Source organism: Streptomyces sp. EDA2-14, assembly GCF_054963755.1.
In genome coordinates this window covers 58,119-81,289 of the sequence record NZ_JBUEGE010000002.1, presented here as the reverse complement: position 1 = coordinate 81,289, position 23,171 = coordinate 58,119, and the positions used below count along the sequence as shown (strand labels likewise).

25 protein-coding genes and 1 pseudogene are annotated in these 23,171 nt (G+C 70.2%); 10 read left to right on the top strand and 16 right to left on the bottom strand.

Annotated elements, in window-relative coordinates; translation table 11 throughout:
* Positions 1–68 precede the first annotated feature (68 nt).
* Both ACY34M_RS06640 and ACY34M_RS06635 read right to left on the bottom strand, forming a co-directional pair.
* Entirely contained in the window at positions 69–749 is a 681-nt protein-coding gene (locus ACY34M_RS06640) for a response regulator transcription factor (RefSeq protein WP_306321454.1), read from the bottom strand.
* On the bottom strand, positions 746–2,029 hold the full coding sequence (locus ACY34M_RS06635) for a sensor histidine kinase (RefSeq protein WP_462716522.1): 1,284 nt from the start codon (positions 2,027–2,029) through the stop codon (positions 746–748). Before ACY34M_RS06635 ends, ACY34M_RS06640 begins: the two co-directional genes overlap by 4 nt.
* Before the next feature lie 196 nt (positions 2,030–2,225).
* Between ACY34M_RS06635 and phoU the strand changes: the two genes are divergently transcribed.
* On the top strand, positions 2,226–2,906 hold the full coding sequence (phoU, locus tag ACY34M_RS06630; RefSeq protein WP_462716523.1) for a phosphate signaling complex protein PhoU: 681 nt from the start codon (positions 2,226–2,228) through the stop codon (positions 2,904–2,906).
* Positions 2,907–3,262: 356 nt separating this feature from the next.
* Here phoU and ACY34M_RS06625 read toward each other — a convergent pair whose 3' ends face one another.
* On the bottom strand, positions 3,263–3,808 hold the full coding sequence (locus ACY34M_RS06625) for a GNAT family N-acetyltransferase (RefSeq protein ID WP_462716524.1): 546 nt from the start codon (positions 3,806–3,808) through the stop codon (positions 3,263–3,265).
* Between the two features lie 437 nt (positions 3,809–4,245).
* Between ACY34M_RS06625 and ACY34M_RS06620 the strand changes: the two genes are divergently transcribed.
* Positions 4,246–4,773 carry a hypothetical protein gene (locus tag ACY34M_RS06620; RefSeq protein WP_462716525.1) on the top strand — a complete coding sequence of 176 codons (528 nt, stop codon included), beginning with the start codon at positions 4,246–4,248 and terminating at the stop codon, positions 4,771–4,773.
* A gap of 282 nt (positions 4,774–5,055) precedes the next feature.
* Here the strand turns inward: ACY34M_RS06620 and ACY34M_RS06615 are convergent.
* Positions 5,056–5,320, bottom strand: a pseudogene (locus ACY34M_RS06615) (NUDIX hydrolase); the annotation flags it as partial.
* A gap of 223 nt (positions 5,321–5,543) precedes the next feature.
* The gene (locus ACY34M_RS06610) at positions 5,544–6,305 is read right to left on the bottom strand and encodes a phosphoglyceromutase (RefSeq protein ID WP_462716526.1); all 762 of its coding nucleotides are present in this window, start codon (positions 6,303–6,305) and stop codon (positions 5,544–5,546) included.
* 135 nt (positions 6,306–6,440) lie between these two features.
* On the opposite strand from ACY34M_RS06610, the gene ACY34M_RS06605 reads away from it, so the two are divergent.
* From ACY34M_RS06605 to ACY34M_RS06595, 3 genes are all read left to right on the top strand, one after another.
* Positions 6,441–7,700: an MDR family MFS transporter gene (locus ACY34M_RS06605; protein ID WP_462716527.1), complete on the top strand. Its 1,260-nt coding sequence runs from the start codon at positions 6,441–6,443 to the stop codon at positions 7,698–7,700.
* Positions 7,701–7,730: 30 nt separating this feature from the next.
* Positions 7,731–8,009, top strand: a complete 279-nt coding sequence (locus ACY34M_RS06600; protein ID WP_462716528.1) for a hypothetical protein — start codon at positions 7,731–7,733, stop codon at positions 8,007–8,009.
* A 68-nt stretch (positions 8,010–8,077) separates the two neighbouring features.
* Positions 8,078–8,269 carry a hypothetical protein gene (locus ACY34M_RS06595; protein ID WP_462716625.1) on the top strand — a complete coding sequence of 64 codons (192 nt, stop codon included), beginning with the start codon at positions 8,078–8,080 and terminating at the stop codon, positions 8,267–8,269.
* 13 nt (positions 8,270–8,282) lie between these two features.
* On the opposite strand, the gene ACY34M_RS06590 is transcribed toward ACY34M_RS06595, so the two are convergent.
* Both ACY34M_RS06590 and mshA read right to left on the bottom strand, forming a co-directional pair.
* Complete coding sequence (locus ACY34M_RS06590) at positions 8,283–8,783, bottom strand: type III secretion system chaperone family protein (RefSeq protein WP_462716529.1); 501 nt, start codon at positions 8,781–8,783, stop codon at positions 8,283–8,285.
* Entirely contained in the window at positions 8,776–10,119 is a 1,344-nt protein-coding gene (gene mshA, locus ACY34M_RS06585; RefSeq protein WP_462716530.1) for a D-inositol-3-phosphate glycosyltransferase, read from the bottom strand. Before mshA ends, ACY34M_RS06590 begins: the two co-directional genes overlap by 8 nt.
* Positions 10,120–10,288: 169 nt before the next feature.
* Here mshA and ACY34M_RS06580 point away from each other — a divergent pair, with 169 nt between their 5' ends.
* The 3 genes from ACY34M_RS06580 (at position 10,289) to ACY34M_RS06570 (ending at position 14,098) form a co-directional block, all read left to right on the top strand.
* Positions 10,289–11,098, top strand: coding sequence for a class I SAM-dependent methyltransferase (locus ACY34M_RS06580; RefSeq protein ID WP_462716531.1), 810 nt, complete (start codon positions 10,289–10,291; stop codon positions 11,096–11,098).
* Positions 11,099–11,251: 153 nt separating this feature from the next.
* Positions 11,252–12,313, top strand: coding sequence for a C40 family peptidase (locus ACY34M_RS06575; protein WP_462716532.1), 1,062 nt, complete (start codon positions 11,252–11,254; stop codon positions 12,311–12,313).
* A 300-nt stretch (positions 12,314–12,613) separates the two neighbouring features.
* Entirely contained in the window at positions 12,614–14,098 is a 1,485-nt protein-coding gene (locus ACY34M_RS06570; RefSeq protein WP_462716533.1) for a PP2C family protein-serine/threonine phosphatase, read from the top strand.
* Positions 14,099–14,170: 72 nt separating this feature from the next.
* Here ACY34M_RS06570 and ACY34M_RS06565 read toward each other — a convergent pair whose 3' ends face one another.
* From ACY34M_RS06565 to ACY34M_RS06530, 8 genes are all read right to left on the bottom strand, one after another.
* Positions 14,171–14,509, bottom strand: a complete 339-nt coding sequence (locus ACY34M_RS06565; protein WP_462716626.1) for a DUF2516 family protein — start codon at positions 14,507–14,509, stop codon at positions 14,171–14,173.
* 138 nt (positions 14,510–14,647) lie between these two features.
* Entirely contained in the window at positions 14,648–15,274 is a 627-nt protein-coding gene (locus ACY34M_RS06560; protein ID WP_462716534.1) for a hypothetical protein, read from the bottom strand.
* Between the two features lie 22 nt (positions 15,275–15,296).
* Complete coding sequence (locus tag ACY34M_RS06555) at positions 15,297–15,707, bottom strand: helix-turn-helix domain-containing protein (RefSeq protein ID WP_462716535.1); 411 nt, start codon at positions 15,705–15,707, stop codon at positions 15,297–15,299.
* Between the two features lie 103 nt (positions 15,708–15,810).
* Complete coding sequence (locus ACY34M_RS06550; protein WP_462716536.1) at positions 15,811–16,443, bottom strand: TetR/AcrR family transcriptional regulator; 633 nt, start codon at positions 16,441–16,443, stop codon at positions 15,811–15,813.
* A complete protein-coding gene (locus tag ACY34M_RS06545) occupies positions 16,440–18,611 on the bottom strand; it encodes a phosphotransferase (RefSeq protein ID WP_462716537.1) in 2,172 nt (723 codons plus the stop codon). Before ACY34M_RS06545 ends, ACY34M_RS06550 begins: the two co-directional genes overlap by 4 nt.
* A 175-nt stretch (positions 18,612–18,786) precedes the next feature.
* Positions 18,787–19,674: a winged helix-turn-helix domain-containing protein gene (locus ACY34M_RS06540; RefSeq protein ID WP_462716538.1), complete on the bottom strand. Its 888-nt coding sequence runs from the start codon at positions 19,672–19,674 to the stop codon at positions 18,787–18,789.
* Between the two features lie 97 nt (positions 19,675–19,771).
* Positions 19,772–20,608 (bottom strand): HAD family hydrolase, encoded by an 837-nt coding sequence (locus tag ACY34M_RS06535; protein ID WP_462716539.1) that lies wholly within the window; start codon positions 20,606–20,608, stop codon positions 19,772–19,774.
* Positions 20,557–21,444, bottom strand: coding sequence for a winged helix-turn-helix domain-containing protein (locus tag ACY34M_RS06530; RefSeq protein WP_462716627.1), 888 nt, complete (start codon positions 21,442–21,444; stop codon positions 20,557–20,559). The genes ACY34M_RS06535 and ACY34M_RS06530 overlap by 52 nt, the downstream gene beginning before the upstream one ends.
* Before the next feature lie 213 nt (positions 21,445–21,657).
* Here ACY34M_RS06530 and ACY34M_RS06525 point away from each other — a divergent pair, with 213 nt between their 5' ends.
* Positions 21,658–21,849 carry a hypothetical protein gene (locus ACY34M_RS06525; protein ID WP_462716540.1) on the top strand — a complete coding sequence of 64 codons (192 nt, stop codon included), beginning with the start codon at positions 21,658–21,660 and terminating at the stop codon, positions 21,847–21,849.
* A 25-nt stretch (positions 21,850–21,874) separates the two neighbouring features.
* On the opposite strand, the gene ACY34M_RS06520 is transcribed toward ACY34M_RS06525, so the two are convergent.
* Entirely contained in the window at positions 21,875–22,810 is a 936-nt protein-coding gene (locus ACY34M_RS06520; protein ID WP_462716541.1) for a winged helix-turn-helix domain-containing protein, read from the bottom strand.
* A 166-nt stretch (positions 22,811–22,976) separates the two neighbouring features.
* Between ACY34M_RS06520 and ACY34M_RS06515 the strand changes: the two genes are divergently transcribed.
* On the top strand, positions 22,977–23,162 hold the full coding sequence (locus ACY34M_RS06515; protein WP_462716542.1) for a hypothetical protein: 186 nt from the start codon (positions 22,977–22,979) through the stop codon (positions 23,160–23,162).
* The last annotated feature ends 9 nt before the right edge of the window (positions 23,163–23,171 follow it).

The following is a 23,171-nucleotide window of genomic DNA, read 5'->3' as shown; positions in this document are numbered from 1 at the left end:
CGCACGCGTACGAGGAGGGGCGGAACCCGATCGGGTTCCGCCCCTCCTCGTATGGCGCAGTCCGCGGTTTACGGCTCGAACTTGTAGCCGAGGCCGCGCACCGTGACCAGGTAGCGCGGCGCACCCGGGTCCGGCTCGATCTTGGCGCGGAGGCGCTTCACGTGGACGTCGAGCGTCTTGGTGTCACCCACGTAGTCGGCGCCCCAGACCCGGTCGATGAGCTGCATACGGGTCAGCACGCGGCCCGCGTTGCGCAGCAGCATCTCCAGGAGGTCGAACTCCTTGAGCGGCAGGTCGACCTTGCCGCCGCCCACCGTCACCACGTGACGGTCCACGTCCATGCGGACGGGCCCGGCCTCCAGGGCCTGCGGCGCGACCTCCTCCGGCTCCCCGTGGCGGCGCAGGACGGCCCGGATACGGGCGACCAGCTCGCGCGAGGAGAACGGCTTGGTGACGTAGTCGTCGGCTCCTATTTCCAGCCCGACGACCTTGTCGATCTCGCTGTCCTTGGCGGTCACCATGATGACCGGGACGTTGGAACGGCCGCGCAGCTGGCGGCAGACCTCGGTGCCGGGCAGGCCCGGCAGCATCAGGTCGAGCAGGACGAGGTCGGCGCCGTTGCGCTCGAACTCGTCGAGTCCGTCGGGCCCGGTGGCCGCGATGGCGACCTCGAAACCCTCCTTGCGGAGCATGTAGGAAAGGGCGTCGGAGAAGGACTCCTCGTCCTCTACGACAAGCACTCGGGTCACGGAAGGACCTCCGGGGCGGCAGGAGTGGCAGGAATGGATTCGTATGCGGTTGTGTCGTCGGGCCCGTGTGCGTCGTCTTCGTCGCGTACGTCTCCGGGGCCACTGGTGCGGGAGTTCTTGGATGATCGGGTCGCGGCCGCCTCGGGCAGCCGGAGCGTGAAGGTGGAGCCCTGTCCCTCGGAGCTCCACACGGTGACTTCCCCGCCGTGCGAGGCAGCCACGTGCTTGACGATGGCGAGGCCGAGGCCCGTGCCGCCGGTCGCCCGGGAGCGGGCCGGGTCGACGCGGTAGAAGCGCTCGAACACGCGCTCCTTGTCCTTCTCCGAGATGCCGATTCCCTGGTCGGTGACGGCTATCTCGATGCGGTCGCCGCCGCCGGCGGAGACGCGGCGGGCGGCTATGCCTACGCGCGTACGGGCCGGCGAGTAGTTGACGGCGTTCTCGACGAGGTTTCCGAGGGCGGCGGCGAGCTGCCCCCGGTTTCCCCATACGCGCAGGTCGGCGGTGCCGCCGGCGGCCATGGTGATCTGTTTCGAGGCGGCGGGCTGCCGGCAGCGGTCGATGGCCTCGGCGACGAGTTCGTCGACGCGCACCGGCTCGGCGTCCTCCAGCGGGTCGTCGTTCTGCACCCGCGACAGGTCGATGAGCTCCTGTACGAGGCTGGTGAGCCGGGTCGCCTCGTTCTGCATGCGGCCGGCGAACCGCTCGACGGCCTCCGGGTCGTCGGAGGCGTCCATGACGGCCTCCGACAGCAGCGAGAGGGCGCCGACCGGCGTCTTCAGCTCGTGGCTCACGTTCGCGACGAAGTCGCGCCGTACCGCCTCTATGCGCCGGGCCTCGGTGAGGTCCTCGACGAGCAGCAGGACGAGCCGGGAGCCGAGCGGGGCGACGCGGGCGGACACGGCGAGCGCGTCGCCGCGTCCCGTGCCGCGCCGTGGCAGATCCAGCTCGACCTGGCGTATCTCGCCGTCGCGCCGGGTGTCGCGGGCCATCTGCAGCATCGGTTCGACCGCGAGCTTCCCGCCGCGTACGAGACCGAGGGCGTACGCCGCCGAGCTGGCCTTGACCACGCTGTCCGCCTCGTCGAGGACGACGGCGGAGGAGCGGAGCACGGAGAGCACGGTGTCGACGCCGGGCGGCAGGACGGGGTCCGTGTGCAGAGAGGTGCGGGTGGGGCGCTTCTGGTCGCGTTCGCTCCAGCGGAACGCCAGCATGGCGATGACACCGGTGCACACTCCGGCGATCGCTGCCGCTGCGGCGACCGCCGCGTTCACGTCCATGTCTTCAGGTTATGCGGCACTGACCAGTCCTCCACAGCCATCCGAGTGGCACCTCGAACACTCGTCGCCCAGAGTTCACCTTGGGTACGGGGTCGATTCACTTGTGGTGCCGGATTCGGACGCGTACAGGACGGAACGTGGGAGCGTGGGGCCGAACGGGTTCCATACGTAGCCAGGTACAGAGAGGGAACGCCGTATGCGTGACGCGTACCACGAGGAACTTGACTCGATCGGCGAGGGCCTGGTCGAGATGGCCCGCCTTGTCGGGTCGGCGATCGGGCGCGCCACCACGGCCATGCTCGACGCCGACCTGAAGCTCGCCGAGTCCGTGATCGCCGCCGACCAGAAGGTGGACGATCTGCAGCACGACCTGGAGGCGCGGGCCATAGCCCTGCTGGCCCGCCAGCAGCCGGTCGCCACCGACCTGCGGATCGTCGTCACCTCGCTCCGTATGAGCGCGGACCTGGAGCGCAGCGGTGACCTGGCGCAGCACGTCGCCAAGCTGGCCCGCCTCCGCTTCCCGGAGCGGGCGGTCCCGCACGACCTGCACGCGACGATCCTGGAGATGGGTCAGCTCGCGCAGCGCCTGATGGCGAAGGCGGCGGAGGTCATCATCACCAAGGACGTCGATCTGGCGATGCAGCTGGAGCAGGACGACGACGAGATGGACCTGCTGCACCGCACGCTCTTCCAGCACCTGATGGACGAGAAGTGGAAGCACGGCATCGAGACGGCGGTCGACGTGACGCTGCTCGGCCGCTACTACGAGCGCTTCGCGGACCACGCGGTGTCGGTGGCGAAGCGGGTCGTCTACCTGGTGACGGGCGAGCACGCGGACGAGGTCCAGTCGCAGCCCCAGCCGGTCGAGACGTCCTGACCGTACGAGGAGGAGGGCCCCCGCGCAGTTCGCTCGCGCGAGGGCCCTCCTGTCGTTCGGTCAGCAGGAACCCCCGCACTGGCACGGCGCGCCCGACTGGCAGCCGCAACCGCAGCCGGAGCCGCATCCGCAGGCTCCGAGCAGCACCAACTTCGGTACGGACCGGCCCACTTCGACCGGCACTTCGGGGGTCGGGTTCGGCTTCGGGGAGTCGGCTGCCATGGTTTTCCCTCCTCGACGTGGCTCCGCGGTGGAGACCTTCCCCCATTGCATGCCCATCGAGGCGGGCGCATCAACGGCGCACACAAGCGCGGCAGTTGCCGCACGGCCCACCGGCACGCTTCAAGTGATCGTTCTCAGGGGCGGTCGAGTCCCCAGGTCTGCAGGACGTAGGGGCGGCCCTTTTCCTCGCCCTTGATCAGGGGGACGTCGGTGAGCAGGCGGAAGCCGTTCTTGGTGGCGACGGCGACGCTGGCGGCGTTCTCGGCCTCCAGTTCCAGGATCACGCGGTCCGCGCCCAGCTCCTTGAAGGCGTACGCGGCCATCACCCGCGCCGCCCGGCCCGCCAGCCCCTGACCACGGTGCGCCGGGCCGACCGCGTAGCCGATCTCCATGCCCTCGGCGGCGCGCCGCAGCATCACCTCGCCGAGAGGTGCGCCGCCGTCGACGGTGATGGCGAGCAGGATCGACACGCCTTCGGCCCGCCGCTTTCGGCTCAGCTCCAGTTGGGCGATGGCGGCCGCGTCGTCGAAGGGGGAGGCCATCGGCGTCCAGTAGGCGATGTCGGGGTGGTCGAACAGCTCCGGCATCGCGCCCAGGTCCGCCTCCGACCAGTCGCGCAGGACGAGCCCCTCCCCCGCAATCTCCATCCGCACGGGAAAGGACGAATTGACACCACTCATGACGACGAACCCCCCGGTCAGTTCAGAGGAACGCAGCATAACCACGACCGGACCCCGCCCCCACGCAAGCCCCAAAGAAGCCCACCACCAGCGGCCTCCCCGCAGGTAGTGGGCTCTTCGGACTCTTCGTGGGCTGTTACTTCTTCTTGCCCCGGGGGCTTACTGGGGATCTTGCCGACCTGCGTTTTTGCAGCTCCGGGGCCTGGCCACGGCCGCCTGACTGGTCGTCATTGGTCGTTGTCGGCCGGTGTTGAGCGGCATTGGACGGCCCAGGGACGGCCCCGAGGCCGACACCGGAGATGGTGTCCCGCCACGTGGCGTTGCCGATCAAGTAAGCGGAACGCGCAGGACGGTAGGACAGGTGGAAGCCCATGGACACTGCCCAGCCGCTGTAAGGTCTCGCCATTCCGATCAGACAGCAACTTCAGGACTTTGGGGTGGGGATCGTGAGCGGGAATGCGCTCGGCGAAGGCAGCATCTGGAAGCTGACACCGCAGGAGGGCGGAGAGCTGGCCGCCAGATGGTGGAAGTGGGCGTTGTCGGCGCCAGACGATCGGAGCCCGGTCATGGATACGACCGGTGAGTTCGCCGACTGGAAGCAACCGGAGGACGTGTGGTTCCTAGCCGGAACCTACGGCGGACGCGTGGTACGACGGTGCCAGATACCTGCGCAGCAACGGGTCTTCTTCCCTGTCTTCAACACTCAGCAGGGTGGGCTTGTTGCCCCTGCTCCCATGCTCGTCGACGTCGCCAAGGCTGAAGTGTTCCTGAACGGCCTGCCGCTGCCACTGCAGGAGTTCACGTCGAAGCCATTTCGCGTGGGTCTGTCCCGGCGTGTTGCCTGGGGATTGTGGTGCGGACTTGAGCCCCTCCCGGCAGGGCAGTACGTGCTCGAAATCAAGGCTCAGACCACAGGCGGCTTCTGGGTAGACACCAGCTACCACCTGACGGCGGCTAGCAGCTAACGGCTGCCCCGAAGAGGTGGAGCCGAATGACCTCGGACGGCCCCGCACCCGGCAGCGTTTCCCCCGGCTCCCGGTGCCGGCCGATCCCCCGCCGGAGGCATCGTCTTTGACGGTGAGTTGAGCAGTGCGGTTGCCCGCTTCATAGCCCGGCTCAACCACGTGGGCGCGCGTCGGCGCAGCGCCCGTAGCGCGGGCCGGAGGCATGAGCGCGAAGGGCAGCGGAGCCGGGAAGCGCGCCCGGCGGAGCGGAGCGCAGCCGGTCTTGATGAAGTGGGAAAAGTTCTATCGCGCTGGCGTCAGCAGCTTGTCGTCATGGCTTCGGACATGTGGGCCCGCTCCGTCGAGGGCGTCCAGGAGCCGGATCGAGTAGGCCTCGGACATGTACTCCGAGACCTCCTCGGACGGTCAGCCACTCCACGGCCATGGACTCGCTCGACGTGCGCTCCTCGCCTCCCGCGGGCTTGCAGCGGAAGACCAACGCCACGACGCCTCGGGGCGTGTTCTTGTAGACGCCGGTCAGCTCGTCCACCTCGAAGTGGACGCAGGTCCCTCAAAGCCGTCGCCGAGTACGTCGGGCACTCTGCCCTGGGACTCACCCTCCGCGTGTACGCGCATCTGTCGCCGTGGGGCCAGGAGCGGACCCGCAAGGCTGTGGCCGCCATCTTCGACCCGACCCGATCAAGCACCTGACGGCCCAGCGACGGCCCCAGGGCAGAAAAGAGCCCCCTACCAGCGGGAAAACCGCAGGTAGGGGGCTTCTTCGTAGCGTCTTACTTCTTCTTGCCCTGGTTCTTGACCGCCTCGATGGCCGCCGCGGCCGCGTCCGGGTCCAGGTACGTGCCGCCCGGCTTCACCGGCTTGAAGTCGGCGTCCAGTTCGTAGGCGAGCGGGATGCCCGTCGGGATGTTCAGGCCCGCGATGTCGGGGTCGGAGATGCCGTCGAGGTGCTTGACGAGGGCGCGCAGGCTGTTGCCGTGGGCCGCCACCAGGACCGTCCTGCCCGTCAGGAGGTCCGGGACGATGCCGTCGAACCAGTACGGGAGCATGCGGACGACGACGTCCTTGAGGCACTCCGTCTGCGGGCGCAGCTCCGGCGGGAGCGTCGCGTAGCGCGGGTCGGAGAACTGGGAGTACTCGGCGTCGCGGTCCAGCGCCGGCGGCGGGGTGTCGTACGAGCGGCGCCACAGCATGAACTGCTCCTCGCCGAACTCGGCGAGGGTCTGCGCCTTGTCCTTGCCCTGGAGGGCGCCGTAGTGGCGCTCGTTCAGGCGCCAGCTGCGGTGGACCGGGATCCAGTGGCGGTCCGCGGACTCCAGCGCGAGCTGGGCGGTGCGGATCGCGCGCTTCTGGAGCGACGTGTGGACCACGTCGGGGAGCAGGCCGGCGTCCTTGAGCAGCTCACCGCCGCGGACCGCCTCCTTCTCGCCCTTCTCGTTGAGGTTGACGTCCACCCATCCGGTGAACAGGTTCTTCGCGTTCCACTCGCTCTCGCCGTGGCGGAGGAGGATCAGCTTGTACGGTGCGTCGGCCATGGGGCCGAGCCTAATCGACCCGCCCGGGCGCCGCCGATTGACGGTCCCCGTCAATTGAGTGGCGTGCACTTCTACCCGGTGCGTAAGTTTCGAAAACCTTCCACACCACTTACGCAGGACTCGGGGGATGCACCTATGTCAGTCGCCTCGCTCAGACGTGCCGCCAGAGAGTCCGTCTCCGGCCTGCCGAACGAATTCTGGTGGCTGTGGACCAGCACGCTGGTCAACCGGCTCGGCAACTTCGTCCTCACCTTCCTCGCCCTGTACCTCACCGCCTCGCGCGGTTTCTCGGCCGCGTACGCCGGTCTCGTCGCCTCGCTGATCGGGCTCGGCGGGGTCATCGCGTCGGTGCTCGGCGGCGTGCTCGCCGACCGGCTCGGGCGGCGGCCGACGCTGCTCGGCGCGCAGCTCGCCACCTCGGCGACGGTCGCCGCGCTCGCCTTCGTCCGCGACCCGGTGTGGATCGCGGTCACCGGCTTCGCGCTCGGTCTCGCGTCGAACGCCTCGCGGCCTGCGATCCAGGCGATGATGGCGGACATCGTGCGCCCCGAGGACCGGGTCCGCGCGTTCTCGCTCAACTACTGGGCGATCAACCTGGGGTTCGCGGTCTCGTCCGTGTACGCCGGCTTCCTCGTCGCACAGAGCTACACCCTCGGCTTCCTCGTCGAGGCGGGGATGACGCTGACCTGCGCCGTCGTCGTCTTCGTGAAGGTGAAGGAGTCGCGGCCGACGAGCACGGTGGTGCCCGGCGCGCCGTCGAGCCCGGTGGTCACCATGGGGACGGTGCTGCGGGACGGGCGCTTCATGGTGATGGTGGGGCTTTCGTTCCTGGTAGCCGTCATCTTCACGCAGAGTTCGGTCGGGCTGCCGATCGTCATGGGCGAGAACGGGCTGAGCAGTTCGGACGTGGGGCTGGTCGCCGCCGTCAACGGTGTCGTGATCGTCGCGCTGCAGATTCCGCTGACCCGGTTCATCGAGCGGCGCGATCCGGGGCGCCTGTTGACGGTCTCTTCGCTGCTCATCGGGTACGGGTTCGCGCTCACCGCCCTCGCCGGGTCGATCGCCGCGTACGCGCTCACGGTCGTCGTCTGGACGCTCGGCGAGATGATCAACGCCCCTACGCAGTCGGGGCTCGTGGCCCGGCTCTCCCCCACCGAGGGGCGCGGCCGCTACCAGGGCGTCTACGCCATGTCGTGGTCGGCGGCGGCCCTCGTCGCCCCGCTCGCGGGCGGCTGGGTGATCGACTCGGTGGGTGCCGGGTGGCTGTGGGCGGGGTGCGCAATCCTCGGCACGGTGACGGCGGTTGGCTACTGGGCGCTGCTGCGGGGGCTGCCGGAGGCGGCGTCGACCAAGGTCGCGGCGGCTGCGGCGCAGACCGAGAACAGCCCGGCTTGACGGGGCAGTTCGGCGGGTACGTGACCGTACATGGCCGAACCCCCAAGGACCTCCTCCAGAACTGACGAACCGCCCAGAACGCTGGTGGGCGGCGTCGAGGTCGACGTCCCCAACAGCATTCCGGCGATCCGCGCCGCGCTCGACCCGAAGCGGCGCGGCGAGTTCGACCTGGCGATCAACGCCGCGGGGGTCGGCGAGATCCACGCCGTCATGCGGCACTGGATGCTGGAGGCGGTTCCCGACCCGGAGGCCGACGCGATCCTGGCCCGGCTCGCCCGCGACGAGGCGGAGAGGCGGGGCCCGGCGTGAGCCGCAGACGCAGGCGCGGCGCCTGCCGCATCGCCTACGCGCCGCCCGCCGACGACACCCTCGCCAAGATGGCGAACCCGGACGCCTTCCGCGACGAGATGGCCCGCACCCTCTCCCACGACCCGTACGGCCATGGCTCCACCACGGTCTCCGGAGAGCGCGACCGCCGCGAGGCGACCGTCGGTGGGGCGATAGTCCTCTACTACGTCTCCGGGTCCGTGCTGACCGTGACCGTGGTGCGGATGGTGTCGCTCGGCTGACCCGGCGGCGCCGCTACTTCGCGGGGCGCTGGGTCAGATGCGTGAACGCGTCCAGGTTGCGCGTCGACTCGCCGCGCGCGACGCGCCACTCGTACTCCTTGCGGATCGCGCTCGCGAAGCCGAGTTCGAGGAGTGTGTTGAAGGCGCCGTCCGCCGCTTCCAGGACCGAGCCGAGCAGGCGGTCCAGTTCGTCGGGGGTGACGGCGGCGAGCGGGAGCTTGCCGGTGACGTAGACGTCGCCGAGCTGGTCGACCGCGTAACTCACGCCGTACAGGCGCAGATTGCGCTCCAGGAGCCAGCGGTGCACCCCCGCCTCGTTCTCGTCCGGGTGACGGATCACGAAGGCGTTGAGGGAGAGGCTGTGCCGGCCCACGCGCAGCGACAGGGTCGTCGAGAGCTTGCGGGTGCCGGGGAGCTTCACGACGTAACTGCCCGGCTCCGGGCTCTCCCACTCCAGCTCGGCGTCCTTCAGCGTGGACTCGATGACGTCGTGTGCCTGTCGCTGGTCAGCCATGGTGCGAGGGTACGTTACGGCGCCTGGCCTGCATCGCGGCCGTGTAGACGTCCGCCGTGGCGGAGGCGGCGGTGTCCCAGCCGAAGGAGAGGGCGTGCCGGGCGGCCGCGTCGCCCATGGTGTCCACAAGGTGTGGATGGTCGGCGAACTCCCGCAGCACGCGCGCGTAGCGGGCAGGTTCGTGGCCGTCGACCAGGAAGCCGGTCTTCTCGTCGCGTACGGCCACGGGGAGGCCGCCCACGGACGCGGCGAGCACCGGCGTGCCGGCGGCCTGGGCCTCTATGGCGACGAGCCCGAAGGACTCGTTGTACGAGGGCATGACCAGGACGGATGCCGCGCGGAACCAGTCGGCGAGCTCCTCCTGGCCGACCGGCGGGTGGAAGCGGACCACGTCGGCGACGCCGAGCCGCGCGGCGAGCTTCTGGAGCGCCGCCGGCTTGGCGAGGCCGCTGCCGCTGGGGCCGCCGACGACGGGGACGACGATGCGGGAGCGCAGCTCGGGGCGCTCGTCGAGCAGCACCGCGACGGCCTTCAGGAGGATGTCGGGCGCCTTCAGGGGCTGGATGCGGCCCGCGAAGAGCGGGACCAGCGCGTCCTGCGGCAGGCCGAGGCGGGCGCGGGCGGCGGCCCGGCCGTCGGCGGGGCGGAAGCGGTCCAGGTTCACCCCGGGGTGCACGACGGCGACGCTGCCGGGGTCCGCCTCGTAGTGCCGGACCAGCTCGTCGGCCTCCTCCGCGGTGTTCGCGATGAGGCGGTCGGCGGCGCGCACGATCTGCGTCTCGCCGATGACGCGGGCTGCGGGCTCGGGGGTGTCGCCCTCGGCGAGCGCCGCGTTCTTGACCTTGGCCATGGTGTGCATGGCGTGCACGAGGGGCGCGCCCCAGCGCTCGGCGGCCAGCCAGCCGACCTGTCCGGACAGCCAGTAGTGGGAGTGGACGAGGTCGTAGTAGCCGGGGCGGTGGCCCGCCCACGCCTGCATGACGCCGTGCGTGAAGGCGCAGAGCTGGGCGGGCAGGTCCTCCTTGGCGAGGCCCTCGTAGGGGCCCGCGTCCACGTGCCGGACGAGGACGCCCGGCGCGAGCTCGACCTCCGGCGGCAGGCCGCCGGCGGTGGCGCGGGTGAAGATCTCGACCTCGATGTTGATCGCCGCGAGCCGCTTGGCCAGCTCGACGATGTAGACGTTCATGCCGCCCGCGTCGCCCGTGCCGGGCTGGTGGAGGGGCGAGGTGTGCACGCTGAGCATCGCGATGCGGCGGGGGCGGCGATGCGCACCGGGGAACCGCAGCAGGGACGGAGCAGCCCCGGAGCGGCGGAACCTTGTCACGTACTGGCTCACGTGGCGGGCCCTCCTTGGTGGGCGTACTGCGGGCACGACGACCGGAGGGCACAGGCCCTCTTCCAAGGGGGCAACGCCGGAGTCGGCCACTCCATTTCCACTTTGCCGAATCATTACCGTGCGGATCTCAACCAAAGCCACGATCGGCACAGCGCATACCCTCTTACCCATGAGCCCGCGCCCCTCCTCCCACCCCGTGGGAACCGTGACGCGAGGCACCACCAACCCCAACCGGCTGCGCCGCATGGACCGCTGGATCGCGGCCACCCACGGCGCCGCGCTGCGCCGCGCCGACGACCCGGTGGCGGTGGACCTCGGCTACGGGGCGGCGCCCTGGACCGCGGTGGAGCTGCTGGCCCGGCTGCGGGGGACGGCGCCGCACGCGCGCGTGGTCGGCATCGAGATCGAACCGGCGCGGGTCGCCGCCGCGAAGCCGTACGAGCGGGAGGGCCTCAGCTTCCGGCACGGCGGCTTCGAGCTGCCCCTGGAGGCCCCACCGGTCCTGATCCGCGCCGCGAACGTGCTGCGCCAGTACGACGAGGAGCAGGTCGCCGCCGTGTGGGAGCGGCTGTGCGCGCGGCTCGCGCCGGACGGCCTCCTCGTGGAGGGCACCTGCGACGAGATCGGGCGGCGGCACGTGTGGGTCGCGCTCGGCCCCGAGGGCCCGCGCACGGTGACGTTCGCGACCCGGCTCGGCTCCCTGCACACCCCGTCCGACCTCGCCGAGCGCCTCCCCAAGGCGCTGATCCACCGCAATGTCCCCGGCGAACCGGTGCACGCCTTCCTGCGCGACTTCGACCGGGCGTGGGCGGCTGCCGCGCCCTACGCCTCGTACGGCGCGCGGCAGCGCTGGATGCGGGCGGTGCGGGAGCTCGCGGCGGACTGGCCGGTGGTGGACCGGCCGGGGCGCTGGCGACAGGGTGAAGTGACCGTGGCGTGGGGGGCGTTGGCGCCGCGACAGGTGTTGTCGGGCGCCTGAGGATCAGGGGAACGATCCCGGCGTCCCGTTCGTCGGAGGGTCGGGGACTGCGTACGGGTCTGTCGTATTCGCGGCGCGCGTGGCACCATCCCCCGAACGTGCGTGACTTACTGACGTGGAATCAGATTTGTCTCGGGTGTGGGGGCGGAGCGGATGAGCAAGCGGAGCACGACGACGATGACGGCCCTGGCGCTGGTGTGCGCCGTGACCGTACTGACGCCGGCGGGTGCGGCGTACGCGAAGCCCGGCCCCGAGCCGTCCCCATCGAGCTCCCCGAAGACCGAGGACCTCGAGGCCGTCCGCAAGAAAATCGACAAGCTGTACCACCAGGCCGCGGTCGCCACCGACGAGTACAACGCGGCGGAGGAGAAGGCAGCCGACCAGTCCGACCAGATCGTGAAGCTGGCCCGGAAGATCGCCGCGGGCCAGGCGGAGCTCGACCGCCTCAAGGGCCGGGCGGGCGCCGCGGCCCGCGAGCAGTACCGCAACGGCGGGATCTCGCAGGAGACCCAGTTCATGCTGTCCGGCGACCCGAGCCGCTTCCTCGACAACGCGGGCCGCGCCTACCAGGGCCAGCAGGCCACGCGGAACCTGATGTCACGTCTGGTCAGCACGCAGGACGACCTGGAGTCGTACGCGGACGCCGCGGCCGCCAAGTGGAAGGCCCTGGACGAGGGGCGCAAGAAGAAGGCCGCCGCGAAGAAGCACATCGAGAAGCAGATCAAGGCGGCCCAGAAGATCGAGGACAAGCTCGCCAAGAAGGAGCGCGAGCAGCTGCGGCAGCTGGAGGAGGCGGCCGAGCAGAAGGCGCAGACCAAATGGCTCTCCTCCGGCGTCCTCGACGAGATCGACGGCAAGGCGTCCGCGGCCGGCAAGAAGGCCGTGCGCTACGCCTCGGATCAGTTGGGCAAGCCGTACGTGTGGGGCGCCGAGGGCCCGAAGTCGTTCGACTGCTCGGGGCTGACCTCGCAGGCGTGGGCGGCGGCGAAGAACCCGATCCCGCGCACGTCGCAGGAGCAGTGGAAGCAGCTCAAGCACATCGACATCAAGGACATGCGGCCCGGCGACCTGATCATTTACCACGACGACGCCAGCCATGTCGGGATGTACATAGGCCAGGGCGCGATCATCCACGCACCCCGCCCCGGGCGTGACGTGACGGTCGCGGGCGCCGGTTCCATGGCGATGCTCGGGGTGGTCCGCCCCGACGCGTGAGACATCGCGGGACGCCGCGCGGCGGGTGCCCGAAATGGGCGCCGGACGGGTGATGTGCCCCACGTGACGCACAGCACGTGGGGCCCTGCGGTTCCGGCGGCGCGGCGTGATGTTCGTCATCCGCGACGCGTCCGACCAGGGACGGAACCCACTCAATTCCGGTATGAGGGACGGCATATGACGCGGGCCCTTCGCCGCTCACCATTCCGTTCGGCCGTCGGCTACCGCTAAGGTCCCCGACGGTGGACCGAGGACCTTCGGCCCACCGTGCCCTCGGGGGGAGGGAAGGAAACCGAAGCGATGCCCGTACCCGTACCGCGGCAGAGAGCCATCCCGGCCGTGGAAAGTGGTCAGGCTCACGACGCGCACACCACGACCGAGACGTACAACCCGAACGACACGTACGACGCGACCGACACGTACGACGCGACCGACACGTACGGACCGACCGACGCGCACGACCCGCAGGACACCCGGCGGCAGACCGAGAAGCCGGGTACCAACGACATACCGAGCGCCGAGCGCGAGCAGCAGACGCCGGCCGACGAGAAGGACCCGGACCTGGACCCGGACCTGGACGACGAGCCGTCGCGCGCCGAGCGTGCCGACACCGGCCTGACGCTTCTGGTCATCGAGGACGACCCGGCGGGCTCCCTCAGCATTCCCGAGGTGCCCGACGCCGCGGGCAAGCCGATCCGCGTGCGCACCGCGCGCAACCTCACCGAGGCCGAGCGGCTGCTCACCGACGACGTCAACTGCATCCTGCTGGACCTCGCGCTGCCCGGCGCGAAGCCGGACCGGTCGGAGCCGGAGCACCACGACGAGCTGGGGACGCTGCGGCACCTGCTGCGCCTGGCCCCGCGCCGCGCCGTGCTCGCGCTGACCACGTCCGGCGACGCCGAGCGCGGCGCCGAGGCGGTCCGCGTCGGCGCGCAGGACTACCTGTTCCGCGACGAGCTGGACTCCCGGCTGCTCGGCCGGGCCATCCGCTACGCGGTCGAGCGCAAGCGCGCCGACATCGCGCAGCAGGGGCTCACCGAGTCCCGGATCCGCGCGCAGGAGAACGCCCGCCTGGAGCGCGGCCTGCTGCCGAGGCCGCTGCTCGACGGCTCGGCGCTGCGCTTCGCCGCGCGCTACCGCCCCGGCCGCTCGCGTGCGCTGCTCGGCGGCGACTTCTACGACACGGTGCGCACGCCCGACGGCACGGTCCACGCGATGATCGGCGACGTCTGCGGCCACGGGCCCGACGAGGCGGCGCTCGGCGTGGAGCTGCGCATCGCCTGGCGGGCCCTGACCTTCGCGGGCCTGTGCGGCGACGAACTGCTCTCCACGCTCCAGCAGGTCCTGGAGCACGAGCGCGCGGACGAGGAGATCTTCGCGACGCTGTGCACGGTCGACATCGCGCCGGACGGCCGGCGCGCGGGCCTGTGCCTGGCGGGCCATCCGTCACCGCTGATAGCCACCCCCGGCCGCCCGGCGGTGCTGCTCCCGTACGAGAACAACGGCCCGGCGCTCGGTCTGCTGCCGAAGGCCCGGTGGCCGCGCATGCAGGTGGAGTTGGGTCCTTCGTGGAGCCTGATGCTCTACACGGACGGACTGATCGAGGGCCGGATCGGCGAGGGCAGGAAGCGGCTCGGCCAGGAGGGGATGGTGGAGATGATCCGCCGCCAGCGGGCGCAGGGCCTGTCCGGCGAGGGGCTGCTGGAGGCCGCGATGAACGAGGTCCGCGATCTCAACGGGGGCGATCTGACGGACGACGTGGCGATACTGCTGCTCGACCGGTGAGAAACCGGGCAGGCGGGACCGGCCGGGTGGAACCGGGCGGGTGAGGCCGGGCGGTGGGACCGGGCGGGAAGGTCAGCGGCCGCCGTTGTAGGGACCGTACGGTCCGTCGCTGCTGGAGCCGCGGCCCTTGCGGCCCCCGCCGCCACCGCTGATCTGCCGGACGGCGGGCCGCACGTCCACCATGTACACGATGGTCGCGATGAGCCCGATGATCGGCAGGAACGACAGGATCGGGAACAGCAGGTTCACGACGAACGCGATCCCGAGGATGATCAGCCAGAACGGCTTGGTCTTCTTGTCGGCCGCGCGGTAGGCGTCCTCGCGCCGGATGGCGGCGTCGACGAGCGCGAAGCCGCTGAAGACGATCAACGCCATGCTCAGCAGCCACATCACATTGGCGAACCCCTGCATCAGCACAACGCCACCACCAGAATCGACTTACGGGAGCTTCCCACCACGGGCCACGGTACCCGTACAACGGGCCGGACACTCCAAAGGTGCCCGGCCCGTCGACGCAAGCCCTGCTTGCAGGGCCTTGTGTGCTCGGTCCTACTTGGCCGGCGGCGTCGAGCCGCCGCTGGTCTTCTTCGCGGCAGGAGCCGTCTTCTTGGCCGCGGGGGCCTTCTTCGCCGCGGGCTTCTTGGCGGCGGCCGGCTTGGCCTCGGCGGCGGCCGGCGCCGCCTTGGTCTCCGGCTTCGACTCCGGCTTCGACTCGGTCGCCGGCTCGGGCTCGACGACCTCGGCGAGCTCGACGATCTCGTCGGCTGCCTCGCCGCGCCAGGCCTTCACGGCCTCCTCGCCGTGCTCGGCGACCTTCTCGTACGTCTCGCGCGCCTTGACGGCGTACTCGGCGGCGTAGCCGACACCGCGGAGCGCGAACTCCTGGGCGCTCTCGCCGAACTTCTTCAGGTCGGTGTCGAGGGTGGTGACGATCTCGTTCACCTTCGCCGTGAGGGTGGCCTGCGCCTCCTTGGCGCGGCTCGTCGCCTTCTCCTGCACGTGCTTGGGGTCGGTCTGGCGCACGGACTCGAAGCGGGCGGGCGCCTCGCTCCGCAGCTGCTCGACGATCCCCGGCACCTTCTTGGCCTGCTGGTACGCCAACTCGGCGGTGCCGGCGGCGAAGTAGAGGGGGGTCGGGTCGGTGAGGGTCTTGCGCAGGTCGTCCTTGATGGCCATGGCGTGGTCCTCCCGGATCACATCAACTGCTGCTTGAGGGCTCGGCATCGCCACTGTCGCGCTCGTCGTCACTGCCGCCGTCCGCGTCGCCGTTCTCATGCCGGAACGCGTCGTAGATCTGCAACAGCACCTGCTTCTGACGCTCGTTGAGCGAGGGGTCGGCGAGGATGACGGCGCGCGTCTCCACCTCTCCCCGCTCCCGCTCGGCGTCGAGAATGCCGGCGTGCACGTACAACGTCTCCGCGGAGATCCGCAGCGCCTTGGCGACCTGCTGCAGCACCTCCGCGCTCGGCTTGCGGAGCCCGCGCTCGATCTGACTCAGGTACGGGTTGGAGACTCCGGCGGCGTCGGCGAGCTGACGGAGCGACAACTGCGCGTTGCGACGCTGCTCGCGCAGATATTCGCCGAGACTTCCGACGTTGAGCGATGCCATGCGTAGATGGTGCACCATCCGCGCTAACTATTGCAAGCAGCTGCTTGCAATAGTGTTCCACGCTACACCCGGCACCCGCGGAACCGGGCTCTGTCGGGACACGTCACCCGTACCACTGTCCGATCCCCTCCCCCAGTTGCCGGAAGCCCAGCTCTGCCGTGCGTACGGCCTCGGGTTCGAGTTCGTCGGCCGATTCGCCCGCCGCGATCCGGCGGCCGGTCTCCTCCGCGAGGATGCGCTGCACCGCGACGATCTGCCCGGCCGCGATCCGCGCCTGCACCGCGGAGCCGCCGAGCGCCTCGGCGAGGGCCCGCTCCGAGCGCGCCCGGTATCCGTACAGGCGTGCCACCAGCTGGGGCGTCCCGTACAGCAGTTGTTGGTACGCGAGCACCGACGGGTGGTCGCACAGGCCGGTCACCGGGTCACGGCGGCGCAACCCCTCCAGGAAGTGCCGCCGCAGCGCCCCGAGCGGTGCCTCCCCCGCAGCGCGCCCGGCGACGACCCGCGCCGCCTCGTCCTCGTGGTCCGCGAAGCGGTGCAGCACGAGGTCCTCCTTCGCGGCGAAGTACCGGAACAGGGTCGGCTTCGACACCTCGGCCGCGGCCGCCACCTCGGCCACGGACACGTTGTCGTACCCCTTCTCCATGAAGAGGCGCACGGCGGTGTCGGAGAGGTTCTGCCGGGTACGCCGCTTCTTCAGTTCACGCAGGCCTGGTGCGGGGGCGGAGCTGCTCATGCCCCGAGCGTACGGGCCGGCACGCGGGCCGCCCGCGACGTGTCGGAGGGCATGGACAGCCAGGCGAGTGCCTTGCGGAGCGTCGTCGTGTACGAGCCGACGGCCCGCCGCACATTCGGAGCGTCCAGGCCGGATCCGGTGACCACGCGCTCCAGATCGACATAGGCGGAACGGACCAGTTCGAGGCCCCGGTACACGGGGACGTCGACCTCCCAGCCCTCGGTGAACTCCGCCGACAGCCCCAGCGACCAGCGGGCGTACATCCGGTCCCGGACCTCCCTGGTGGTCGGCGTGAGGTGGATGTGCCGTACGAGGTCGTAGAGGGGATCGCCGACCACGGCCATCTCCCAGTCGATGAGGGTGAGGCCGGTCCTGCCCTCGCGCCGCACCAGATTCCAGGGGTTCAGATCGCCGTGCAGCAGCCCGTGCGCACGCCGGTGCACCTCATGGCGGAGCAGCCGCTCCTCCAGCTCGACCTCGTCCGGCAGGCCGAGCAGGGCCGCCATGTTCCTGGCCGAGGGCGACAACTCCCTTACGAGTACCGCGAGCTGGCGGCAGAGCCACGGATAGAAGTCGAGCCCGCCCATGGGCTGCGGCCGCACCTTGATCCGGGTCTCGGCGAGCCGGCACAACTGGTCGACCAGATCGGTCACCTCACCCGCCAGCAGCCCGTGCTCCGGATGCTGCGGTCCGCCGCGGTCGCGGTGGTGGCCCGCGTACGACTGGATGGTGAAGGGGTCGCCCGGGTCGCTCGTGCCCAGCGCGAGCACCCGGGGCACGCTGACCCGGGCCCCCGACTCCTCGATCGCCCGCAGCACCGCGTGCTCGGCGAGGAGCCTGGGCTCGATGGGGTTGGCCGTGCCCACCTTGCGCCGGACCATGACCCGCCCGAAGCCCTGGACCTCGACGAACGTACCGAGGTGCGCGGTCCCTTTGAAGACGTGCCGCGCCGGTGCCACGCCCTCGGCCCGCAGCGCCTCCTCGACCCGCTCGGCACCGAAGTCCGCGGGCAGGTCGAGCCGCTCGTCCCGCTCCCATCGGACGGGCACCGAGAAGACCCCGCCGCTCCGGTGCCTGCTCCTGGCCGTCCGCCACCGGTGGAGCAGCGGTTCGATCGCGGCAGGCGTCAGCACGTTGCGCAGCTCCAGCGGGCGCGAAGCCGCCTTGAGGGCGCGGTGGATCTCGGCGGCGGCCGCTGCCAGGTCGCTCTGGTCGAAGTCCTCGTCGAGGGAGTCGGCCGCCCGGATCACGTCCGGGTACACGGACTGCGCGTGCTCGAAGTCGATGTAGTGCGGCAGGTCGGCGTCGAGTCCCGCGACCGCCTCGAACCGCACCCCCCACATCGCCTTGTGCCACCGCTCGATCACTTCGTTCCGCTGATCGAGGGGGTAGTTCATGCGCACGAGGTGCACGGCCAGGTCGTGCAACGGGTCGCCGTAGGAGGCGAGTTCCCAGTCGACGAGGGCCAGCGGCGGCTCACCGTCGGGTGTGACCAGCACGTTCCCCCGGTGGAGATCGCCGTGGAGGAGCTGGAAGGGCCGGGACGTCAACGCGGGCACCCGGCGCTGGTACAGGCGCAGGGCGTTCTCCGGCACTCCCAGCGCGGTGAAGAGTCCGCCGAACACAGGCCAGTTGGCCTCACGGATCTGCGTCTCCGCCCGGTTCAGGAGCGTCCGCAGGAAGCCCCGGCCGTCCCCGTCCCTCGGCCAGGACTCCGGGCGGGGCGGCAGGCACCGGCCGGGCACGCGTGCCAGGTTCGCGAGCGACGTGGCGAAGGCGTCGATCAGCCACGCGTCGACCGGCTGGTCGGCCGCGGACGTGGCGCTCGCCGCCCCGTCGCCGCGGCTCGGACGTGGAAGGTGTGTGCCGCCCACGTAGCTGTGGACGGCCACGTCGTCGAACCGGGCCAGGCACCGCGGTGCGAGCCGGACCCGCCCCCGTAACGCCGCCAGGATCTCCGACTCCTCGTCCCAGGTCCTGATCACCACGGGGCGCACGTCCGGTCGGCGTCGCCGGACCACCACCGGCTCACCGTCCGGGAGGTCGAGAGCGTGCGCCTCCTCGGCGGTCAGTCGCACCACGTGGTTGACGTTGTGCTGACCGCCCATCGTGTCGCCGTCGCGCTCCGCACGCTCCGTGACTCGGCGCCAGGCATCCGCAGCGCCCACAGGCCGCTCCTGAATATTCATGCAACGGGCCGTAACAGGCCCACACAGTAGTGGCCGCGCGCGGCACTGACGACCTGGAGTGGGCGGAGTGGGTGGTTCAGAGGTGTAAAAAGACACGCGCAGGGGTAACGGGATCGAACGCGATCGACTCTGTGTCGAGTGCGGGACGGACTGCTCAGCTCCCGGAGCGTGACGCAGCGTGTTTCCACAGCCCGTCGAACATTGCCTGTTCCCCGTCGACGAAGTCGGCCTGATCCCGGCTCCTGGAGCGGACGAAGCGGAACATTCCGGTCTCGTAGCCCTCCACGTCCACGAGTTCCACCGTGGCCGCGCCTTCGTAGTCGTCGATCTCCCGCTGGATCCGCACCGGAACGTAGTGCCCGACCAGCACCTCCTCCCGGTTCAGGAGGTAGACCTTCCGCGTCGGGACGCCGGAGACGAAGCGGACCTCGAAGTTCGCTTCGACGCCGTGGTCACGCAGGCGCTTGAAGTGGCTTTCGAGCACCGTGCGCTGCGCTTCCCACTGGATTCGCCTGCGCTGCTTGACCGCCGCGTCGAGCTTCTCGTCGTGTCCCCAACCGTCCGAGGGAGCGGGGTAGTCGACGTTTCCGTCCAGCTTCGGCACCACCAGGCGCACCCGCACGGACTTCGGCCGCAGCTTCCCCGCGTACACCTTGTGCAGCGGTTCGCCCAGCGCCGTCATCAGCGTCTCGCCGGTCAGGCTGGCCACGTCGATCCGAACCTTCGGCTCCTTGAACGCCTCCACAAGGCGGGGGCCCAGGATGCTCATCGCCGTCTGTGCGCCCGGCGGATCCTGCTCCTCCGGGTTGGACACCGTGGGCGGGCTTCCCTTGCCCAGGTTCTTCAACAGTCCGTCCGCCCGGAGCAGTTGCAGCGCGTTGCGGACCGTTCCCCGCTCCACGCCGAACTCGCGGGCGAGCGCGGCCTGGGTCGGCAGCCGGGCGCCCGGCGGAAGTTCTCCGTCGAGGATGCGCCGGCGCAGGGTGTCGGCGATGGCTTCGGGAGTGGGTCTGGGGGCGCTGCCGGTGCTTTCGTTCGCCACGACGATCTCCTCTTGCCCCCCTGCCAAGTCCGTACAACTCTACGGCAGTTGGCAGCCAACTCCACCCGTTGTGCGCCAGGTTCGGGGAACGCGCAGGTCAGCCGAGGCCCCGCAGAATGCGGATCACCGGCTCCAGGGAGTCGATCACCTGCCGCGCCCCGGCCTCCCGCAGCACGGCCCGCTTGGCCTCATGACGCGCGTAGCCGAGGAACGCGACGCCGGCCTCGCGCGCCGCGGCCAGGTCCGTCGGGGTGTCGCCGATCATCAGCGTCGTCCCCGCCGCCGCCCCCATCGCCGACATGGCGCGGTTGAGGCAGTACGGGTCCGGCTTGAGGAGGGCCAGGTTCTGGGTGCGGCCGTAGATGTGCGGTTCGAAGCAGTCGGACAGGCCGCGGCTCGCGATGTAGCGGCGGGCGGCTTCGGCCGAGTTGTTGGTGGTGATGGCGAGTCGGGCGTCGGACGCCGCCCAGGTGCGGATCAGCGGGTCCGCGTACTGCGTGGGCCAGGCGGTGCTCACGGCGCGCAGCTCCTGCGCGGTGAGTCGTTCCTCCATCTCCACGACCAGATCGCTGTCCGGCCGTTCCCGGCCCAGTCTGCGCAGCGTGGTGTGCGGGTCGTCGTCAAGACGCTCCTCGGCCGTCAGCACGTCGCCGAGGCCCTGCGCGTCCAGCCACTCCACCTGCTCGCGCGCGATCCCCGCCGCCGAGAGGCCCGCGAACAGCCGGCAGATCGGCCCGTCGAAGTCGAAGAGCACATGGCGTACTCCCCTGATCAGCTCTTCGAGGGTGCCCGACTCGCGCGCGTCGCCCGGTTCGATCGTTTCCCGGCTTGATTCGGTCTCGTCTGCCACCGGAACAGTCTGCTTCGTCATCTCTGAAGTCACTAGGAGAGTGTCAGGTCGGAGGTGATGGTTTCCCAGAGGGCGTCGAACCACTTCTGCGACTCCTCCACGAACGTCCGGTCCCGGTGGCCCGCCCGCTCCTCGAAGGAGAAGAGCAGGGCCTGCGTGCCGGTGGCCGAGAACATCTCCACCCTGGTGTCGTTGTCGATCTCCTCCTCGCGCCGCGTGACCATGTAGTACGAGAGCAGCGCCTCGGACTGGTTCAGCAGATACAGCTTGACCGGCGGGGTGAACGGGAGGGCCCGGAAGGTCACCCGGACGTCGATGCCGTGCGAGGAGCGCAGCGAGCGCAGGTTGTGGCGCAGCACCTGCCCCTGCGCGTTGCGCATGGCGAGCCAGCGGGAGTGCACCGCGACCTCGTCGGCGCGGTCGGTGCCGTCGCTGTCGTCCGGGACCGGCACCGGGAAGGCGAGGTCGATGTCGCGGCTGGGCAGCAGGATGCGTACGTCGAGGGAGTGCGGGGTGATCCGGCCCTCGTGGATGAGGCGCAGCGGCTCGCCGAGGGCCAGCATCAGGGTCTCGGAGGTCATGCAGACCGCGTCGATCCGTACGCGCGGCGCGTGGAACGCCTCCACCAGGCGGGGGGCGAGGGCGACCATGGAGGGCTGCGGCTCGTCGCGCGCGGCGGTCGCCGGGGCGATGCGCGGCGGGCTGCCCTTGCTGCGCTTGCTCAGCAGTCCGTCCGACTCCAGGATCTGGAGCGCCTGACGGACCGTGCCGCGCTCGACCCCGAACTCCCCGGCGAGCGTGGCCTGGGTGGGAAGTTGGTCGCCCGGCCGCAGCGCGCCCTCCCTGATGCGCTCGCGGAGCTGGTCGGCGATCTCCTGGGCCGTGAGCCTTCTCCTGCCGTTCAGTGTCGCGTCTGCCATGTCCGCCACGCCCTGCTCCCCTGATTCCAACCAAACGACACAACTCGCCAAGATTTGGCGCTAGTTGTAGCCCTGCTGTTTATATACCACGACCAAGTGGGGACAACTCCAATACAGTTGGTCGCCAACTTCCGAGAAGGTGGCCAATGGTGGCAGCGAAGGAGACCAAGTAAGGCCCACAGGCGACGTCACTCCGAAGCAGGAGGAACCACCATGCCCGTCCTGAGCCTCCTCTCCGCGGTGGTCGTGATCACCTTCGAGCAGCTCGTCCAGTGGCACTACGGACCTGCGGGGCTCGCGGGCCTGCTCCTCCTCGCCATCGGGGCGAGAGCCAGGAACGCCACGTGCAGTTCGCTGGGCGGCGTACTGCTCGCGCTCACGGTCGCCGGGCCCGCCCTGCACTGACAAGCCCCGTTGGCCGGATCCGGGGTCACGAACTCAGCGTCAGGTCCTGACTGATCGTGTTCCACAGTCCGTTGAACCACAGGTGGGACTGCTCCACGAAGGTGGTGTCGCGCAGCCCCGCCCCGTGCGCGAACGCGAAGAGCATCTGCCGCACGCCCTGCGCGTCGAACACGTCGACCCGCTCCTCGTCGATCTGCTCGCCGCGGCGGGTCAGCGTGTAGTAGGCGAACAGCGCCTCCACGCCGTTGAGCAGGTAGAGCTTGACCGGGGGCGTGAACGGCAGGGCGCGGAACTCCACCGTGACGTCCATGCCGTGCGTCGTGCGCAGGGCCTGCAGATTGTGCCGCAGCACCTGGCCCTGCGCGTTGCGCTGCGCCAGCCAGTCGCGCCGCAGCCTGCCGCCCATCGCCGCCTCCACCCGCGACTCGGGTTCGGCGGCCGGCGCGGGCGTGGGGAACGCGAGATCGATGTCCCGGCTGGGGAGCATGACCCGAACCCGCACTTTGGCCGGTTTCAGACGGCCCTCGTGGATGAGGCGCAGCGGCTCGCCCATCGCGAGCGTCAGCGAGACCGCCGTCAGGCACAGGGCGTCGATCTCCACCTGCCCCTGCTCGAAGGCCTCCGCGATCCGCGGGGCGAGCGCCACCATGGTCGGCTGCGGCGGCGCCTCGGGGCCGAGCAGCGCGGGCCGGGTGTTCGCCGCGACCCTGGCCGGACTGCCCTTCGAGGCGTCCTCCAACAGATGCTCGGACTGCAGAATGCGCAGCGCCTGACGCACGGCGGAGCGCTCCACACCGAATTCGCCCGCCAACTGTGCCTGTGTCGGCATCCGTTGGCCGGGACTCAGGCGTCCTGATGTGATCCGGACGCGCAGCTCATCGGCCACTTCGCGGTACGAGATGCGCTCCCGCGGCGGCCCGGTCCGTCCGTTGACGGCGGCCTGCTCCCCACTCACAACCAAACACTACAACTTCCCGCCATCTTTGGGGAGTTGACGTGAAGGTGGTTATGAGACGCCCTTCAAGGGAGATAAGTACCTATGAGTTGGTGACCAACTTCCCGGACATGGTCGGGGGACCTGAAGTTGGTCACCACGAGGACCTCACGGTCCTGAAGGAGGTAAGACCATGCCGCTCTTCGCCATCGTCGTCGCCGCACTCGCCATCGGGTTCGAGCAGCTCATCCAGTGGAAGTACGGGCCGATGGGCATCATCGCCTTCATCGTTCTCTCCGTCGGCCTCAAGGCCAAGAACACCGTGATCAGCGGCATCGGGGCCGTCGCCCTCGTCATGCTGCTGGCCCAGAGCGGCTGACCGGGCTCC

Bases quoted from the DNA above. Each gene is read 5' to 3' on its own strand.
- ACY34M_RS06625 (WP_462716524.1), bottom strand. From the start codon at position 3,808: ATGAGTGGTGTCAATTCGTCCTTTCCCGTGCGGATGGAGATTGCGGGG.
- ACY34M_RS06555 (WP_462716535.1), bottom strand. From the start codon at position 15,707: ATGGCATCGCTCAACGTCGGAAGTCTCGGCGAATATCTGCGCGAGCAG.
- ACY34M_RS06515 (WP_462716542.1), top strand. From the start codon at position 22,977: ATGCCGCTCTTCGCCATCGTCGTCGCCGCACTCGCCATCGGGTTCGAG.
- phoU (WP_462716523.1), top strand. From the start codon at position 2,226: ATGCGTGACGCGTACCACGAGGAACTTGACTCGATCGGCGAGGGCCTG.
- ACY34M_RS06595 (WP_462716625.1), top strand. From the start codon at position 8,078: ATGGCGAACCCGGACGCCTTCCGCGACGAGATGGCCCGCACCCTCTCC.
- ACY34M_RS06570 (WP_462716533.1), top strand. From the start codon at position 12,614: ATGCCCGTACCCGTACCGCGGCAGAGAGCCATCCCGGCCGTGGAAAGT.
- ACY34M_RS06525 (WP_462716540.1), top strand. From the start codon at position 21,658: ATGCCCGTCCTGAGCCTCCTCTCCGCGGTGGTCGTGATCACCTTCGAG.
- ACY34M_RS06605 (WP_462716527.1), top strand. From the start codon at position 6,441: ATGTCAGTCGCCTCGCTCAGACGTGCCGCCAGAGAGTCCGTCTCCGGC.
- ACY34M_RS06565 (WP_462716626.1), bottom strand. From the start codon at position 14,509: ATGCAGGGGTTCGCCAATGTGATGTGGCTGCTGAGCATGGCGTTGATC.
- ACY34M_RS06610 (WP_462716526.1), bottom strand. From the start codon at position 6,305: ATGGCCGACGCACCGTACAAGCTGATCCTCCTCCGCCACGGCGAGAGC.
- ACY34M_RS06575 (WP_462716532.1), top strand. From the start codon at position 11,252: ATGAGCAAGCGGAGCACGACGACGATGACGGCCCTGGCGCTGGTGTGC.
- ACY34M_RS06635 (WP_462716522.1), bottom strand. From the start codon at position 2,029: ATGGACGTGAACGCGGCGGTCGCCGCAGCGGCAGCGATCGCCGGAGTG.
- ACY34M_RS06530 (WP_462716627.1), bottom strand. From the start codon at position 21,444: ATGGCAGACGCGACACTGAACGGCAGGAGAAGGCTCACGGCCCAGGAG.
- ACY34M_RS06580 (WP_462716531.1), top strand. From the start codon at position 10,289: ATGAGCCCGCGCCCCTCCTCCCACCCCGTGGGAACCGTGACGCGAGGC.
- ACY34M_RS06560 (WP_462716534.1), bottom strand. From the start codon at position 15,274: ATGGCCATCAAGGACGACCTGCGCAAGACCCTCACCGACCCGACCCCC.
- ACY34M_RS06600 (WP_462716528.1), top strand. From the start codon at position 7,731: ATGGCCGAACCCCCAAGGACCTCCTCCAGAACTGACGAACCGCCCAGA.
- ACY34M_RS06550 (WP_462716536.1), bottom strand. From the start codon at position 16,443: ATGAGCAGCTCCGCCCCCGCACCAGGCCTGCGTGAACTGAAGAAGCGG.
- ACY34M_RS06590 (WP_462716529.1), bottom strand. From the start codon at position 8,783: ATGGCTGACCAGCGACAGGCACACGACGTCATCGAGTCCACGCTGAAG.